Origin of the sequence: Clostridium senegalense JC122 (assembly GCF_000285575.1) — a bacterium.
In the GTDB taxonomy this organism is placed as follows: Bacteria; Bacillota; Clostridia; order Clostridiales; family Clostridiaceae; genus Clostridium_J; species Clostridium_J senegalense.
Genome location: NZ_HE611051.1, coordinates 19,626 through 36,093, shown reverse-complemented (window position 1 = coordinate 36,093; position 16,468 = coordinate 19,626). Strand labels below are relative to the sequence as shown.

The following is a 16,468-nucleotide window of genomic DNA, read 5'->3' as shown; positions in this document are numbered from 1 at the left end:
ATAAATTAAGAGTAATTTCAAAGTTTATGATAAAAAATTAAGATTATCCTTAGTTGAATGAAGTGATGCTTTTCCATCTTTAACATATAAAATATGAGATGAATTTTTAATAGCCATCTTAATGTTATGTTCTATAGATAAAATTGTCACTGATTCTTCTGTATTTAGCTTTGTGATAATAGAATATAAATCTTTTGTACTTTGCTCATCTAATGCAGTAGAAGGTTCATCTAAAATTATCAAATCACTTTTACTTATTATTGCTCTTGCAATAAGGATTTTTTGTTGTTGACCTCCAGATAAACTACCAATTAAGCAATCTTTAAAATTATACATATTTACTGATTTTAAAGCGTTAATTATACAATCTTTATCTTTAATTTTAAGAACTTTTCTATGAACATCTAAAACCTCATAAACAGTTATAGGAAAACCAGCATTCAAGTTAGTTATTCTTTGAGGTACATAAGATATATTTTTACTACTTAAAGAAACAGAACCCTTACTAGGCTTTATTAAATTTAATATAAGCTTAATTAATGTTGTTTTTCCACTACCATTTTCACCAATTATAGAAACATAACTACCACTTTTTATATTTAAATTTATATCCTTTAATAAATAATTCTTATTACAGTTATATGAAAAGGATAATGAATTTATTGAAATCATAAAAAACCTCCAAACATTTTATTAAAAAACATAATCATTATAATTATATCCAAAATATGTAATAAAAAACGAAAAATAAAAATAACTTTGAAAAATAATACTTCAATTGAATAAAAATAAATCTTTTGTACAAAATTTATAATGAAATTTTATTTAACTTAAATTTATAAAAAACACTATTGGAATATATTAATACAAATGTTATAATAATATAAACGCAAATGATTTGCAATACCTATTGAAAATTTGTAATTAATAATTTAGTGGAGGATTTTAAAATAAATGTTTAAGAAAGTTATATCGTATACAATGATTATAATAATAACTTTATCACTAATAGGGTGCAGTGGTAAAAAAGAAGAAATAGAAACCCAAAATGGGAAATTAAATATTGTAGTAAGTTTTTATGCTATGGAGGAGTTTGTAAAAGAAATAGGTAAAGATAAGGTTAATGTTTATACTATAATTCCTGAAGGTGTAGAGCCACATGATTTTGAACCAAAAGCTAAAGATTTAAGAAAATTAGAAAATGCAGATATGTTAGTATTGAACGGTGCAGGAATGGAACATTGGAGTAAGGATGTTATAAAAGCAGTTAAGAATGAAAAATTAAAAGTTATAGATACATCACAAGGAGTTAATCTTATAAATATATCTGATGAAAATAGTAATAGTTCACATATAGAATCAGAAAATACTCATGAAAATTTAGGTGTAGACCCACATTTATGGTTAGGTTTGACTACTGCAAAAATTCAAAGTGAAAATATAAAAAATGCTCTAGTTGAACTTGATAATGCTAATAGTAAGTATTATGAAGAAAATTATGCTGCTTTTGCCAATGAATTAGATAATTTATATAAAGATTATAAAGTTAAATTTGATTCAATAGGTAATAAAAATTTTGTTACAGGGCATGCAACTTTTGCATATCTTTGTAGAGACTTTAATTTAAATCAAATTAGTATTGAGGGGGTTTTTGCAGAAGGAGAACCGTCACCTAAAAAAATGAAAGAGTTAACAGACTTATGTAAAGAGAAAAATATAAAAACTATATTTATGGAAAGTCTAGTTAGTCCTCAGGTATCAGAAACTTTAGCAAAAGAAGTAGATGGAAAAACTGCTACTATTTATACTTTACATAGTAAAGAAGATAATTTAAGTTATTTGGAATCTATGAAGTCAAATTTAGATATTATATATAATAGTTTAAAATAAATAATAAGAGCAATATGATTAATTATAATTATATTGCTTTTGTTATTTATATAGGAAAATAAGATTCAATTTAAATTTATTCAATAACTTTAAAATATTTTCATACAAGATGCAGCATTGAATTTAAAGTGATTCGGAGCATGTCTCACTATTTTAGGTATCCAAGTTTTGGAATGGATTGTTTAAAGAGTCAACTTGGAAACCTATATATAATAATAAATTAAAGTTAGAGATTTTTTACTATATCGTTCCTTGTTTTTTATTAGAAAAAACAGTAATATAAGATATGTAGGGCAGTTTTAAAATTAAAGTTTATAATCTTAAAAAATAAACTAATACTAAAAAGTTTTAAGTACATAGAAGGTGATAAATTGAATATATATTTAGTTAGACATGGAGAAACTAAAGAAAATAAGGATGAAAAATTTTATGGTGATATAGATAATGGGTTGACCGATTATGGAATATATCAGTGTGAAAAACTAAGAAATTTTTTAAAAGATAAAAAAATAGATAAGGTTTATGTAAGCGAAAAAGAAAGAACAATTCAAACTGCAAAAGAAATATTATGTGATAAGTTTAATTATGATGAGATTATTAGAGATTCTAGATTAAATGAAAGAAATTTTGGAGCATTTGAAGGTAAAAAGTATGATGAGTTAAAGTCAGAATATACAAAAGAATGCGATGAATGGGGAAAAGATTGGATTGGTTTTAAACCACCTGAAGGTGAAAGTTATAAAGATATGTATTTTCGCGTAAAAAGTTTTTTTCAAGAGATTATAAAAGAAGATGATGAAAATGTTTTAATAGTTGCCCATAGTGGGGTAATTAGAAGTATATATTGTTATATTGCTGATGATAATATGGAATTGTTTTGGAAATTTGCTTCTAAAAATGGAGATGTTTCAATAATTAAATATGAATATAACAATTTATTTATTGAAGGAATTATACCCAATAATGTTTTGTAAAATTTATTTAAATAATTAAATATAAATATTTTAAGGTAGGTGTAATTTATGGGAAAAATAGTCTTAGTAACTGGTGGTAGTAGAAGTGGAAAAAGTGGTTTTGCAGAAAGTCTACTTAAAGATACTGATGATGTTTTATATATAGCTACAGCTATAGTTACAGATAAAGAAATGGAAAATAGAATAAATAAGCATATTCAAAGAAGAAATAGTAAATGGAATACATATGAAGGATTTAAAGACTTACATATTGCTATAGAAAATAGTAAAGAAAAAAACATATTATTAGATTGTATTACTATAATGGTTACAAATTTAATGTTTAATGAAAAAACAAATTTTGATGATTTATCGTTAGAAGAAGCAGAACATATAGAAGATGTTATAAAGATTCAAGTAGAAAAGTTAATTATAAAAGCAAAAGAGTGTAATAAAAATTTAATAATGGTTACCAATGAAGTTGGTAGTGGACTTATACCAGAATATAAATTAAGTAGAATATATAGAGACATAGCAGGATCAATTAATCAGTTCATTGCAAAATTATGTGATGAGGTTTATTTTGTAGCTTGCGGATTGCCTTTAAAATTAAAATAATTAGGAGAGTATTATGAAGAATTATATAAAAAAATATATGAATGATTTTTTATTATATGTTCAATTTTTTACAAGAATACCTATAAATATTGAGTTAGAATGCACAAATGAAAATTTTATAAGGGGATCTATATTTTTCCCAATAATAGCTTTAATAATCGGTCTTATAGAGTACGTTGTGTATGTAGTAATGATAAACTTTTTCCCTCCAACAATAGTGGCTATCTTAGTATTAATAACATCGGCTATACTAACAGGTGCATTACATATGGATGGGTTAGGTGATGTATGTGATGGTTTCTTCGCATTTAGAGGTGGAAAAGGAAGAATTATAGAGATAATGAAGGATAGCCAAATTGGAGTTTATTCATGTGTAGCTATAATCATGGATGTATTGCTTAAGTACAATTTAATTAGTTTAGCAATAGAAAGTTCTATTCCAGAATTAATAATAGTTGCACCAGTTGTAGGAAGGTTGGCTATAGTGTTTATTTCTACAATAGGAAAACCAGCGAAAGAAAATGGTAGTGGAAATATATTTATAGGAAAAATAAAAAAAAGTCAATTAGTATTAACTATAATATTAGTTATAGCCTTAGAGCTGATTTTTATAAATGTTAGAGAGGCTTGCACAATAACATTAGCAGTATTAATAATGGCATATGGATTTAATTGTTTTTGTAATTCTAAAATTAATGGGTTAACAGGAGATACCTTAGGGGCTGTTAATGAATTAGCAGAGGTTTTAGCATTAATGGTATTTTTTATGATATAAAAGGAGTTTTTTATGAATAAAAAGAGAATAAGCTTTTGTACTTGTAATGCAGACTTTGAATATGTAAAGGAAAGAATAGATAAAGAATTTCCAGAGCATGAGACAACAATAAATAAATGCATAGGAGCTTGTGATAAATGTAGTTGGGATTTTATAGCTAGAGTAGATGGTGAGCTTATAGTGTCAGAATCAAAAGAATCTTTATATGAAAATATAAAATTAGTTTTGAAAAAATAAGTAAATTTTAATAGAAAAAATTTATTTAAAGTAAATTTTCAAACAAATTTATTCTAAAGTATAGACTTTTTGGTGAAAATAGTTTAGAATTTGCCTTAAACAAGTAAATTTATTATATTTAATTTAATGTGTTAAGATGAAGGTCATAGTAATTATATATTGCTGGGGCCTTTGTCTTTTTGTAATATAACAAGTATTTGAAGTATATCAGTAGTGATGGTTATCAATAGTGCTAATTATCACTATTGATAATTAGGTATAAAATAGTATATAATAATTATAGGTAAAATAATATAAATACTATTAGGAGGACTTTTATGAATAAAATAGCATTAATAACAGATAGTGCATCTGATATAAGAAAAGATGTAATAGATAAATACAATGTAAAAGTATTACCCTTTAGAATAATTATAAAAGATAAGGATTATAGAGATGGAGTAGATATAACTTTAAATGATGTTTACAAAGTTTTAGATACAGAATCACCGACATCTTCATTACCATCTATGAAAGATATGGGAGTACTTTTTAATCAGTTGGAAAAAGAAGGATATACACATGTGATAGCAGTTACAATATCAAGTAAATTGTCAGGATTAAATAATGCTTTGAGGCTTGTAAGTGAAGATTATCCAACAATAAAGACTGAAGTAATAGACTCAAAGAGTATATCATGTGCAGAGACTATTATAATAAAAGAAGCTGGAGAAATGATAAATAGTGGACTAGAATTTGAGAAGATTGTAGAAAAGTTAATAGAAGTTAGAAGTAAGATAAAAACATTTTTTATAATAGGTACATTAGAATATTTAAAAAAAGGTGGAAGAATAGGAAAAGTTGCAGGTGTAATAGGTGAATTATTGAATATAAAGCCTATAGTTCTTGTTGATGAAGAAGGAGAATATTCTACTTATGATAAAGCAAGGGGAAGAAAACAATCTATAAATAAAATGTTAGCAATAGGTAAAAAAATATTAGATGATAAAAAGTGTGATGTATATATAGGTAATGGTGGTGCTGAAGAAGAGGCAGAGAAGTATTTGCAGGAAATATCAAATCACCCTAATATAAATAACATATTTTTTAGTGGGGACATAAGCCCAGTTGCAGGATTACATTCAGGACCAGGACTTTTAGGAATAGCTTTCTATGAGGTTTAGTGAATGGCTACTATGAAGGATATAAAAGAGGAAGAACGTATATTATATGAGGAATATAAAAATAAATTGAATGAGCTAAAAAAAGTTCAGCAGGAAAAAGAAGCTGTAGGTCAAGTTTTTACTAAAGGTTTATTACCAATATATGTATTATACATATTGAGTATTGGTGCAACTAATGGGAATGATATATCTAATAAAATTGGTGAAAGAACTAATGGAAAATGGGTTCCTAGTACAGGTGGAATTTATCCTCTATTAAAAAAGTTAGAAAAGAAAAAACTTATAGTTGGGAATTGGGATGATTCAAAGAAAAAGATGCAAAAGATATATAAATTAACAGAAGATGGGGAAAAAGAACTTCATCATAAGAAATATTTACTTAAAGATAGGATAGAAGAAGCATTAGAAGTATTTAAAATAATATATAAAGATTTATATGAGTAATAAAGAAACACTAGTAACACATTTAATTTTGTATTATTAGTGTTTTTTTATATAATTTAGGTAAATATAAAAAAATAAGACCTTTGTAAGGTCTAAATTATAAAATAATATTAAATTAAATAAATTTTTTATGGGGGAAATTCAAACTGTTATAATCAGTTTGAAAGATACTTGCTTAAAAACTTTACATATCTGAATAATGATTCAAATATGTAATTCCATCTAATGGAATTAGACCTTCAACACCTGGTTTAGCACCTAATTTTCCTACTAAATATAATGTGTAAAATTTAGAAGGTTTTAAAAGTGCATTAGGTATATAAAGCATAGTAATGTCTGTGTTTTGAAATTTCACATCAAAACTATATTTTTTTGGAGGAATTTCTTTGTAATTTTCTACCTCCATATACATTAAATCATTGAAAGTTATTTCATTACTATTAAGTGAAACATCTAAATTTGGACTTTCTGGTATTAAATTTACTATTCTTATTTTTACTTCATTATCATTATAAGGTCCATTATAGTTTTCTATAATTGGATATAATTCAAAATCATTTGGGAATTTTCCAATAGCAGCTATTGTGAAAATTTTATTTTCAGGAATATCCAATATAGTATCATATAAAGTTTCACTAGGATTACTACTTTTAATAATTTTAATATTATATTTTCCAGGTAATAGTTTAACGTAATTTGTGAATTCTTTATAATGAAGATCCTTTATTAAAGGTAAATTATTTACGTAAACATCTACTGGTGGCGCATCAGGAGATGCGTGTAATAACCTTACAAAGGTTAATATGTTACTTTTATTATTTAAATTATCTAAATTACTCCTAAAATACATATCGCACCTCATTAATTAGTGTTTCTAAAATCATTATATGTAACTTACAAAAAATGGTGATTGTAAATGAAAAATATTTATGCAAAAAATAATTTATTGGTTTATAATTTTAGTATATAAAAAATAAAATAAAGTTTAAGAAAGGAATGAGATTTATGGTTTTATTTAATAATGATTGGGATGAGTTATTAAAAGAAGAATTTGAAAAAGAATACTATAAAAAACTTAGAGGGTTTCTTGTTTTAGAATATAATAATCATATAATTTATCCGGATAAATATAAAATATTTGAGGCGCTAAAGCTGACATCATATAAGGATACTAAAATAGTAATATTAGGCCAAGATCCATATCATGGACCTAATCAGGCACACGGCTTAGCATTTTCTGTGGAAAAGGGAGTTAAAACACCGCCGTCGCTTTTAAATATATATAAAGAATTAAACAATACGTTAGGATGCTACATACCGAATAATGGTTTTTTAGTTGATTGGTCTAAGCAAGGGGTATTATTACTTAATACATCATTAACTGTAAGGGCTGGAGAGGCAAATTCTCATAGAAATAGAGGATGGGAAATATTTACCGATAAAATTATAGCTATTTTAAATGAAAGAGAAGATCCTATTATTTTTATATTATGGGGAAATAACGCAAAGGAAAAAGTTAAATTAATAACTAATAAAAATCATTATATATTAAAAGCGGCACATCCAAGCCCATTATCAGCCAATAGAGGATTTTTTGGATGTGATCATTTTAGAAAAGCAAATGAAATATTACTCTCACTAAATAAAGAACAAATAGATTGGCAAATAAAAAATATTTAAAAATATAAATTTATATATTAAGGGGAAGGGTATTATGAAAGTTTTAGAAAATACATTAAGGTGCATCGAACCTAGTTATAAGGATGTAATGATAAAAACAAAGGAAAGATTAGATGCTTTAGCAAAACCTATAGGAAGTTTAGGGATATTAGAAGAAATAGCAGTAAAAATATCAGGTATAACAGGTGAGGTTTATAATACATTATCTAAGAAAAATATAATAATCATTTGTGGAGATAATGGAGTAGTAGATGAAGGTGTAAGTACTTGTCCACAAGAAGTTACTGAAACTGTAACTTATAATTTTGTTAAAGGAATAACGGGTGTATGTGCATTATCTAAATTTACTAATACAGAGCTTACAATAGCAGATTTAGGAATAAAATGTGATATGCATAGTGAAAAAATTTTAAATAGAAAAATCTCTTATGGAACTAAAAATATGGTAAAAGAGCCTGCAATGACAAAAGAGCAAACAATTAGAGCTATAGAATCAGGAATTGAAATTGTAGATAAATTAGCAAAAGAAGGATATAAAGTTCTTGGAACTGGTGAAATGGGAATAGGAAATACAACTACAAGTGCAGCAGTTTTAAGTGTGTTATCAGGACTAGATGTAGATAAAGTGACGGGAAAAGGTTCTGGACTTACAGAAGAACAATTAAATCATAAAAAAAATGTAATTAAAAAAGCTATAGCAGTTAATAAACCTGATAAAAATGATATAATAGATGTTATTGGAAAAGTTGGAGGATATGATATAGCTGGCCTTTGTGGATGTTTTTTAGGGGCTGCAAAACATAGAATTCCTATAGTTATAGATGGATTTATAGCATCAATATCAGCACTTTGTGCACAAAGATTGAATAAAAATTGTAAAGACTACATGTTTCCATCTCATTTATCAGCAGAGCCAGGAGCAATATATATTATGAAAGAATTGGGGTTAGAGCCTATATTAAACTTAAAAATGAGATTAGGTGAGGGGTCTGGATGTCCGTTAGCATTTAATATAATGGAGGCAGCATTATATACTATGGAGAATATGGCAACTTTTGAAGAAGCAAAGATTTGCAAAAGTGATTATATTGACATAAGGGAAGAGAACTCTATATAGTTATAACTTATAATGGGTAATTGACTAGATAAAAATATTAAATTAAAATTTTTATTACTATCATAAAAACACTACATATTTAAGTTCTGTGATGACTTATTTCATTAGAAGAATAGTTTAAAATCTAAATATATATGTTATAAAATCATTTTGCTATGATGTTTTTAGGTTAAAAAATATAGAATAATATTAAATTTAAATAGAAATAAAAAAACGCTACATGAAAGATGTTAGCGTTTTTTAATCATCATAAATATCAGAAAATGCAATATTTATTTGATTAGCATGATTAGTATGAATAACTCTATTTATTTTATCTAAATCATTTTTTGTAGTTTTAACTAATGGAAAGGTGACAATAAATTCACTACCGAAATTTTCTTCACTAATAAGGGTTATAGTGCCATTATGGGTTTCCACCAAAGATTTAACAACGGAAAGTCCAATGCCACTTCCTTCAGTAGTTCGTGTAAAAAGGGGATCAACTTGGATAAATCTATCAAAGACTTTAGATTGTTTTTCTTTGGAGATCCCAATACCATTGTCTTTTACTGATAAAGTTACATAATTTTCCTTTATGGATAATGATACATCAATAGTTCCACAATCTTTTGAAAATTTTATAGCATTAGATAAAAGGTTAAGAATCACAACTTCAAGTTTTTCTGAATTTCCTTCTATTATTGCAAAAGGAACAGATGTAGTAAAGTTTAAAGTTAAATTTTTTTTAGAAGTATATTCTTCTACTGATGAGCAAATTCCAGAAGTTAAAGCAACTAAATCTAGTTTGTAGGTGTCTAGATTAACTATACCAGCATCAAACTTGGAACATTCTATTAAATTATTTATAAGTCTGAGTAATCTAAAACAGTTTTGTTTCATTATTTTAGAATAATAAGAAATTTTACCTTTGAATTGTAAATCATTTTGATTCTTTATATATAAATCAAAAAGTTGCAGTGAAGAATAAATTACATTTACAGGTGTGCGCAATTCATGGGAAATATTGGCTATAAATTCATTTTTGATTTTTTCCCATTCTTCTCGATCCTTTAGCTTTTTATCATTTTCGCTTAATTTATTTTCTATAATTTTAGTTGTTGTAATATCTTTAACAACTCCCCAAAACATTCCAGTGTTTAAGTATTTATCTTTTATATAAAATAAAGTGGTAGTATTTAATCTTACAGATCCATCTTTATGATAAATTTTATAATCAACTAATTCTTGAGGTTTACCAGTTTCGATAGCTTTTTTTCTTAAATTAGTTAATATATCATTAGTAGCAGCATCTGTAAAAATACATTGATGTTGTCCTATTATTTCATTAACAGTATAACCTAAATATTTAAATGCGTTAGATGAACAAGAAGTAAAATATCCATCTTCAGACATTGAGTAAACTATTTGATAAGAGTTGTTAATCAATTCTGAGAAAAGTTTGTCTGCAAATTTTAATCTCATCTCATAGTATTTTTCCTCTGATAAATCTCTAATAATACCTGAATATTTAATTAAGTTATTATTATTAAATATACCCTTTCCACTTGCCTCTACGTAACGAATAAATCCAAAATTATCTACTAGTCTAAACCTAAGTTTAAATTTAGGTTTAGAAGAAGTTATATTTATAGAATTTATAAGAGTATGGTCATCTTCGTGTATGTAATTATCCATAAATTCATCAAAAGAAAAATTATTAGTATTTTCTATAGATAAAATAGAACATAACCCCTTTGAAAGTACAAATCTATTTAAAAGAACTTCATATATAAAGAAACCCATTTCGTCTAAATCGTCAATAGTTTCAAATAAATCCGATGTTTCGGTTTTTATATAATCATTTATCATAAATCCTCACCTTAAATCGTAATAATATAAAATTATATCAAAGTAATAGTGAAAAAAATGTAAAATATTGCGACAAATAAATAAAAAAAATCATTATAAATTTAAATAAATGTTATTACTCTTAAAAATAAGTATAATAATTCAAAATTTCATTGTAAAAAATGTAACAAATACTGTTGTTGTTTAATATAAATATATAGTGAGTAGGTATGTAAAAACAATAATTAATTTTATGTACAAACTAAAAATTTATTAGGAGGGTATGTATGTATAAGGAAGTAGAAGATATTTTAGTTTGTCCTATATGTGGAAGTAAGATTAATATAAGAAAAATTTATTTAAAAGAAGGAGAAGAAATAATTGAAGGAACTTTAAATTGTGAAAAGAATCATAAATTCTATATAAAACATGGGATTATAGATTTTCATTATAAAGAAAATAAAAATTTACCTAACCTAGCACAATTTTATTTCGAAAGAGATTTTGAAAATATCAATTTAAATATTGAAAATAAGACTCCTAACAACTTAAAAAATTTCAAGATCTATCGAAGCAATATATGAATGCTATCGTACAGAAAAAAAATATAAAAATATATTAGACATAGCTTCTGGTAGAAGTATACTTCTAGAAGGAATGGCTGAGAAGTTTTCCCATAACCCTAATATAGTATCATTAGATTTAAATTTTGCTGCTTTAAAATATAATAGAAAAAAGATAAAAAAAATTAATCCTAAAGCTAAAATTACTTATATTGCATGTGATTATTTAAATTTACCCTTTAAAAATAGCGCTTTTGATTGTATAACATCATATTATGGATTTCCTAATATGGCACAATCATCACCTAGGGTTATGCAAGAAAGTTATAGGATTTTAAGACGGAAAGGATTAGTATTAGACACTAGAATTTTAGTGTCAGATAAAGATGAATATTATAATCAATTGAAATCTATAGCTACAGCTAATATGAATTTTCCAAATCCAGAAATTGTATCTGTAGAGCAATTGATTTTGCAAATATATAAAAAAATAGGCTTTTCTGAATTTAAAAATGAAAAAATTGGAGAATCAATTGGAGAATTCAATGAACTAGATATAATTCCTATGCAAGGTCAAAAGTTTAAATCATCTGTACTAATAATTAAAAAATAAAAAATGAATTAATTTATAAATTTTTATTATAATTATATTAAAATAATTATTAACTTAGAGGTGATTTAAAGTGATTATAAATTATGCCCATAGAGGAGCAAGTTTTATATATCCAGAGAACACTATGCTTGCATTTGAAAAAGCTTTAGAAATGGGGTGTACTGGAATAGAAACGGATATACAAAGGACAAAGGATGGAGAATTAGTTCTTATACATGATGAATATGTAAATAGAACTACTGATGGTATAGGATTGGTATGTGATTATACTTACAAAGAACTTAAAAAATTAGATGCTGGTAAATTTAAGGATAAAAAATATAAAAATATAAAAATACCTACATTAAAAGAATTTTTAAGTTATGTCAAAGATAAAAATATTAAAATAAATTTAGAAATAAAAAATTCCATAATTCCATATAAAGGAATAGAAAAAGAGATATTATTTGAAATATTAAATGCAAAAGTTGAAAACAATATAATTATCTCAAGTTTTAATCACAATTCAATGGTTGAATTTAAAAAAATCTATCCTAAAATAAAAATTGCTGCTCTTTGTGAATATATAGTTAGTGATTTGGAAAAATATAAAATAGATAAATTTGAATATATACATCCTAATTATATATTTGCAGACAAAAAGGAAATATTAAAATGTCATAATAAAAAAATGGGTATAAATTTATATACTATTAATGATGAAAAAGACATGGAAAGATTTATAAAATATAAAATTGAAGGGATAATAACTAATTGTCCAGACAAACTAAAAGAGGTAATGAATAAAAATAAATTTTAATATAACTTGATAGTGTGTATTGACATAAAATAAATATGATTATAAAATATAAAATATAAAAAATAAATAAAATGTTTGTACAATGATGTGCAAACTTAAAAGAGTAATGATGCTCCTTAAGAATTTTCTTAGGGAGCTTTTGTTTTTTTAAAATAAATTGTTAGGAAGTGAAAATATGGGTAACTTTAAAGTTGGACCAAATGTATATTTCGGAGTTGGAAAATTAGAAAAACTTCGTGAAATTAATTGTAAAAAAGCGTTTATAGTAACAGACCCTTTTATGGTTAAATCAGGAGCAATAAATCAAGTAACAGATCATTTAGATGCAGCAAAAATAAATTATAAAGTTTTTTCTGATATAGTTCCAGATCCACCGCTTGAAATAGTATCTAAAGGAATTAAAGCAATGGATGAGTTTCATCCAGAAGCTATAATAACATTAGGTGGAGGATCTGCAATTGATGCAGCAAAAGCAATTAGTTATTTTAGAAATATGATAAATAAAGGATTAGACTTAGAGAAAACAGACAAAAAAGTATTATTTATAGCAATACCAACTACTAGTGGAACAGGTTCTGAAGTAACATCATTTTCTGTTATAACAGATAAAAAATTTAACGTTAAGTATCCATTGGTTGATGAGGCTATGGTGCCGGACATGGCTATATTAGATGCTAATTTAGTAAAAACTGCTCCGAATTTTATAACAGCAGATACAGGAATGGATGTATTGACTCATGCTATAGAAGCATATGTATCCACAGAAAGTTCAGATTATAGTGATGCTTTAGCTGAAAAAGCTATTAAATTAGTTTTTGGGTATTTAGAAAGAGCATATAAAGATGGAAATGATTTAGAAGCAAGAGAAAAAATGCACAATGCATCATGTATAGCTGGTATGGCATTTACTAATGCATCATTAGGAATAAATCATAGTATGGCTCATATAATAGGAGGAAGATTCCATATTCCTCATGGAAAAGCAAATGCTATATTGCTTCCTTATGTTATAGAATATAACGCAAATTTAAAAGAATTCAATAGAAATGAGTATAGTGATACAGCTAAAAGATATGCTGAAATAGCTAAATTCTTAAATTTAACAAGTAGTAATAATGTTAGAGAGGGAGTTAAATCTTTAATAAGAGCTATATGTACATTAAGAAGAAACTTAAATATACAATCATCATTAAAAGAAGCCAAAGTTGAAAGAAAAGATTTTGAAAGTAATTTAGAGGATATTGTTAATATAGCAATAAATGATGGATGTACTAAAACTAATCCAAGATATCCTAATCCAAACGAACTTAAAGACGTATTTAAAGTAGTTTATGAGGGAAAATAATTTTAGTTTTCCAATTAAAGAATATTTTCGAAAAATAATTGACAATTAGTTTTTAGAATTATATAATAATAACATAAATTAAATAAATTTTGATTGTGCAATGGCGTACAATTTTTATTAAGAGCAATGGAGCTCCTAAAAAATACAATGTTTGTAATTTTTTTAGGAGCTTTTTATATTTTTTTAGGAAACGGAGTGAGATGGTTGGAAGAAAAACAAAGAGTTATACAGGAATATGTACCAGGTAAACAGGTAACATTAGCTCACTTAATAGCACATCCTAATAAATCAATATATAAGAAATTAGGGCTAAGTGATGAAAATTGCGAGGCTATAGGAATTTTAACAATTACTCCAAGTGAAGCAGCTATAATTGCTGCAGATGTAGCAACAAAAGGTGCTGGAGTAGAAGTAGGATTTTTAGACAGATTTAGTGGTTCTTTAGTTATTACTGGAGATGTTTCAAGTGTTGAGGCGGCATTAAAAGAAGTTTGTGATACACTTGAAAATATATTAAGTTTTACAACAACTAAAATTACTAAATCATAGGAGAGATATTAGTGAAAAAAATAATGCTTATAGGTTCCATTGGAGCTGGGAAAACAACATTAACTCAAAGTTTAAAAAATCAACTTATAGAATATAAGAAAACACAATCTATTGAGTTTAATGATTTTATAATAGACACTCCAGGGGAATATATAGAAAATAGAATGTATTATAATGCTTTAATAGTAACATCAGCAGAATCAGATGTTATAGGGCTGCTTCATGATTGTACAAATGAAAATATTAATTTTCCACCAGGGTTTGGAAATATGTTCAATAAACCTGTTATTGGAATTTGCACTAAAACTGATTTATGTGATAATGAAAATAAAATATTAAGAAGCCATGAGTTTTTAAAAATTGCAGGTGCTGATAGAATATTTAATATTAGTGTAGTAAACAATAATGGAATAGAGGAATTAAAAAAATATTTAGAAATATTTTAAGGTTTTTATGGTAAAATAATAATATATATTATTGTTAAATCCAAAAGAGGTGGAACATATGACAAAACGAATTGTAATAGCCGATGATGAACCTATTACAAGAATGGATATAAGAGAAATGTTAGAAGAGGAAGGTTACGATGTTGTAGCTGAAGCTTCAGATGGCTTTGATGTTATAGAATTAGCCAGAAAACATTCTCCTGAACTTATAATAATGGACATAAAAATGCCATTGTTAGATGGCTTAAATGCTACTAAAATTATTTTGAAAGAACAATTAGCCAATGCAGTAGTATTATTAAGTGCTTATAGTAATAAAAGTTTTATACAAAAGGCTAAAGAAGTAGGTGCTATGGGATATTTGGTTAAACCTTTAGATAATAAATCTTTAATAGCAACTATTGAAGTTTGCTTATCAAAGGCAACTGAGTTTAAAAATATGCAGAATACTGTTAAAACTTTAGAAAATAAGCTAGAATCAAGAAAAGTTATAGAAAAAGCTAAAGGAATACTTATGAAGCAAAGAAACATTACAGAAGATGAATCATACAAGTACATAAGAAATCTTAGTATGAAAAAAAGAGTGACAATGGATGAAATATCAAAAATAATAATAATGAGCGAAGAGGAAGTTTAAAGCAGTGAAAAGTAATATGAACAATATAAGAGAATTATGTTTAAAATATACTTATTTAAGCGATAAAGATATAGAAGCTATACAAAGTATATCTAAAACACTACAATTCATAGCAGACTCTTCAAAAGCAGATGTTTTTATAGATTGTTTAAGCAAAACTAAAAATGATTCAGCAATAGTTGTTGTAAGTGCTAAGCCACGAAACTCACAATCACTTTACAAAGAAAGTGTTGTAGGAAAACTTGCAATAAGAAAAAATGAACCAGCAGTAATAAGAACATTACAAACAGGGATTCCATCTAGGGATATTAAAGCTATAACACAAGAAAATATAATTGTTAAACAAAATGTTGAACCAATAAAAAATGAAAAAAATGAAGTTATAGCAGTGATAATATCAGAAAAAGATGTTACAGAAGATGTCAAGGAAAATAAGAAGCTTGAAATATTAGCAGAAACTAATGAAGAATTAATTTCACAAATTGAAGGTAAAAAGATAAAGTATGGAAATGGAGATATTGCTTATCATGTAAATGATGCTATATTGATATTTGATGAGGATGGTATATTAAGGTTTAAAAATCCAGTAGCAGATGAGCTCTATAAAAAACTTGGATATAATCAAGAATTAATAGGAATGGATTTCTCAAATTTATCATTATCAAAGTCAACTTTATCACAAATAATAGAAAAAAAATCTATAGAAGTAGAAGAAATAGATATAGGGGATATGTCTTTTCAAATAAAATATATATCTCAAGGTAGTAAAGTATTAAAACTTGCAATGCTTATAAAAGATATTACAGATG

The 16,468-nt window shown here is 25.7% G+C and carries 20 protein-coding genes; 17 read left to right on the top strand and 3 right to left on the bottom strand.

Features of this window, described 5'->3' with window-relative positions:
• Positions 1–24: 24 nt before the first annotated feature.
• A complete protein-coding gene (locus CSGHG_RS08380) occupies positions 25–672 on the bottom strand; it encodes a metal ABC transporter ATP-binding protein (protein WP_010294123.1) in 648 nt (215 codons plus the stop codon).
• 282 nt (positions 673–954) lie between these two features.
• On the opposite strand from CSGHG_RS08380, the gene CSGHG_RS08375 reads away from it, so the two are divergent.
• The 7 genes from CSGHG_RS08375 (at position 955) to CSGHG_RS23150 (ending at position 6,080) form a co-directional block, all read left to right on the top strand.
• A complete protein-coding gene (locus tag CSGHG_RS08375; protein WP_010294122.1) occupies positions 955–1,890 on the top strand; it encodes a metal ABC transporter substrate-binding protein in 936 nt (311 codons plus the stop codon).
• 371 nt (positions 1,891–2,261) lie between these two features.
• A complete protein-coding gene (gene cobC, locus CSGHG_RS08370) occupies positions 2,262–2,864 on the top strand; it encodes an alpha-ribazole phosphatase (RefSeq protein WP_010294121.1) in 603 nt (200 codons plus the stop codon).
• 48 nt (positions 2,865–2,912) lie between these two features.
• A complete protein-coding gene (cobU, locus tag CSGHG_RS08365) occupies positions 2,913–3,461 on the top strand; it encodes a bifunctional adenosylcobinamide kinase/adenosylcobinamide-phosphate guanylyltransferase (RefSeq protein WP_010294119.1) in 549 nt (182 codons plus the stop codon).
• Between the two features lie 13 nt (positions 3,462–3,474).
• A complete protein-coding gene (gene cobS / locus CSGHG_RS08360; RefSeq protein WP_010294116.1) occupies positions 3,475–4,236 on the top strand; it encodes an adenosylcobinamide-GDP ribazoletransferase in 762 nt (253 codons plus the stop codon).
• Positions 4,237–4,248: 12 nt separating this feature from the next.
• Positions 4,249–4,473 carry a DUF1450 domain-containing protein gene (locus CSGHG_RS08355; RefSeq protein WP_010294114.1) on the top strand — a complete coding sequence of 75 codons (225 nt, stop codon included), beginning with the start codon at positions 4,249–4,251 and terminating at the stop codon, positions 4,471–4,473.
• A 317-nt stretch (positions 4,474–4,790) separates the two neighbouring features.
• Positions 4,791–5,636 carry a DegV family protein gene (locus tag CSGHG_RS08350; RefSeq protein ID WP_010294113.1) on the top strand — a complete coding sequence of 282 codons (846 nt, stop codon included), beginning with the start codon at positions 4,791–4,793 and terminating at the stop codon, positions 5,634–5,636.
• A 3-nt stretch (positions 5,637–5,639) separates the two neighbouring features.
• On the top strand, positions 5,640–6,080 hold the full coding sequence (locus CSGHG_RS23150) for a PadR family transcriptional regulator (protein ID WP_010294110.1): 441 nt from the start codon (positions 5,640–5,642) through the stop codon (positions 6,078–6,080).
• A gap of 184 nt (positions 6,081–6,264) precedes the next feature.
• Here CSGHG_RS23150 and CSGHG_RS08340 read toward each other — a convergent pair whose 3' ends face one another.
• Positions 6,265–6,930 (bottom strand): DUF4397 domain-containing protein, encoded by a 666-nt coding sequence (locus CSGHG_RS08340; protein WP_010294107.1) that lies wholly within the window; start codon positions 6,928–6,930, stop codon positions 6,265–6,267.
• Between the two features lie 155 nt (positions 6,931–7,085).
• Between CSGHG_RS08340 and CSGHG_RS08335 the strand changes: the two genes are divergently transcribed.
• Positions 7,086–7,760: a uracil-DNA glycosylase gene (locus CSGHG_RS08335; protein ID WP_010294106.1), complete on the top strand. Its 675-nt coding sequence runs from the start codon at positions 7,086–7,088 to the stop codon at positions 7,758–7,760.
• Between the two features lie 34 nt (positions 7,761–7,794).
• Positions 7,795–8,877 carry a nicotinate-nucleotide--dimethylbenzimidazole phosphoribosyltransferase gene (gene cobT / locus CSGHG_RS08330; RefSeq protein WP_010294102.1) on the top strand — a complete coding sequence of 361 codons (1,083 nt, stop codon included), beginning with the start codon at positions 7,795–7,797 and terminating at the stop codon, positions 8,875–8,877.
• A 240-nt stretch (positions 8,878–9,117) separates the two neighbouring features.
• On the opposite strand, the gene CSGHG_RS21845 is transcribed toward cobT, so the two are convergent.
• Positions 9,118–10,728: a PAS domain-containing sensor histidine kinase gene (locus CSGHG_RS21845; RefSeq protein WP_010294099.1), complete on the bottom strand. Its 1,611-nt coding sequence runs from the start codon at positions 10,726–10,728 to the stop codon at positions 9,118–9,120.
• A 266-nt stretch (positions 10,729–10,994) separates the two neighbouring features.
• Here CSGHG_RS21845 and CSGHG_RS20250 point away from each other — a divergent pair, with 266 nt between their 5' ends.
• The 8 genes from CSGHG_RS20250 to CSGHG_RS20245 all read left to right on the top strand — a co-directional run.
• Positions 10,995–11,291, top strand: coding sequence for a hypothetical protein (locus tag CSGHG_RS20250; RefSeq protein WP_010294097.1), 297 nt, complete (start codon positions 10,995–10,997; stop codon positions 11,289–11,291).
• The gene (locus tag CSGHG_RS08315) at positions 11,263–11,883 is read left to right on the top strand and encodes a class I SAM-dependent methyltransferase (protein WP_081496275.1); all 621 of its coding nucleotides are present in this window, start codon (positions 11,263–11,265) and stop codon (positions 11,881–11,883) included. Before CSGHG_RS20250 ends, CSGHG_RS08315 begins: the two co-directional genes overlap by 29 nt.
• Before the next feature lie 70 nt (positions 11,884–11,953).
• Complete coding sequence (locus CSGHG_RS08310) at positions 11,954–12,682, top strand: glycerophosphodiester phosphodiesterase (protein ID WP_010294093.1); 729 nt, start codon at positions 11,954–11,956, stop codon at positions 12,680–12,682.
• A 175-nt stretch (positions 12,683–12,857) separates the two neighbouring features.
• Positions 12,858–14,027, top strand: coding sequence for a 1-propanol dehydrogenase PduQ (locus tag CSGHG_RS08305; protein ID WP_010294092.1), 1,170 nt, complete (start codon positions 12,858–12,860; stop codon positions 14,025–14,027).
• 147 nt (positions 14,028–14,174) lie between these two features.
• Positions 14,175–14,576 (top strand): ethanolamine utilization microcompartment protein EutS, encoded by a 402-nt coding sequence (gene eutS / locus CSGHG_RS08300; protein WP_010294091.1) that lies wholly within the window; start codon positions 14,175–14,177, stop codon positions 14,574–14,576.
• Positions 14,577–14,587: 11 nt separating this feature from the next.
• The gene (locus CSGHG_RS08295; RefSeq protein ID WP_010294089.1) at positions 14,588–15,022 is read left to right on the top strand and encodes a EutP/PduV family microcompartment system protein; all 435 of its coding nucleotides are present in this window, start codon (positions 14,588–14,590) and stop codon (positions 15,020–15,022) included.
• A gap of 58 nt (positions 15,023–15,080) precedes the next feature.
• A complete protein-coding gene (locus CSGHG_RS08290) occupies positions 15,081–15,659 on the top strand; it encodes an ANTAR domain-containing response regulator (protein ID WP_010294086.1) in 579 nt (192 codons plus the stop codon).
• Positions 15,660–15,663: 4 nt separating this feature from the next.
• Positions 15,664–16,468, top strand: an 805-nt coding sequence (locus CSGHG_RS20245; RefSeq protein WP_010294084.1) for a histidine kinase N-terminal domain-containing protein, incomplete at its 3' end; no start/stop codon positions are given.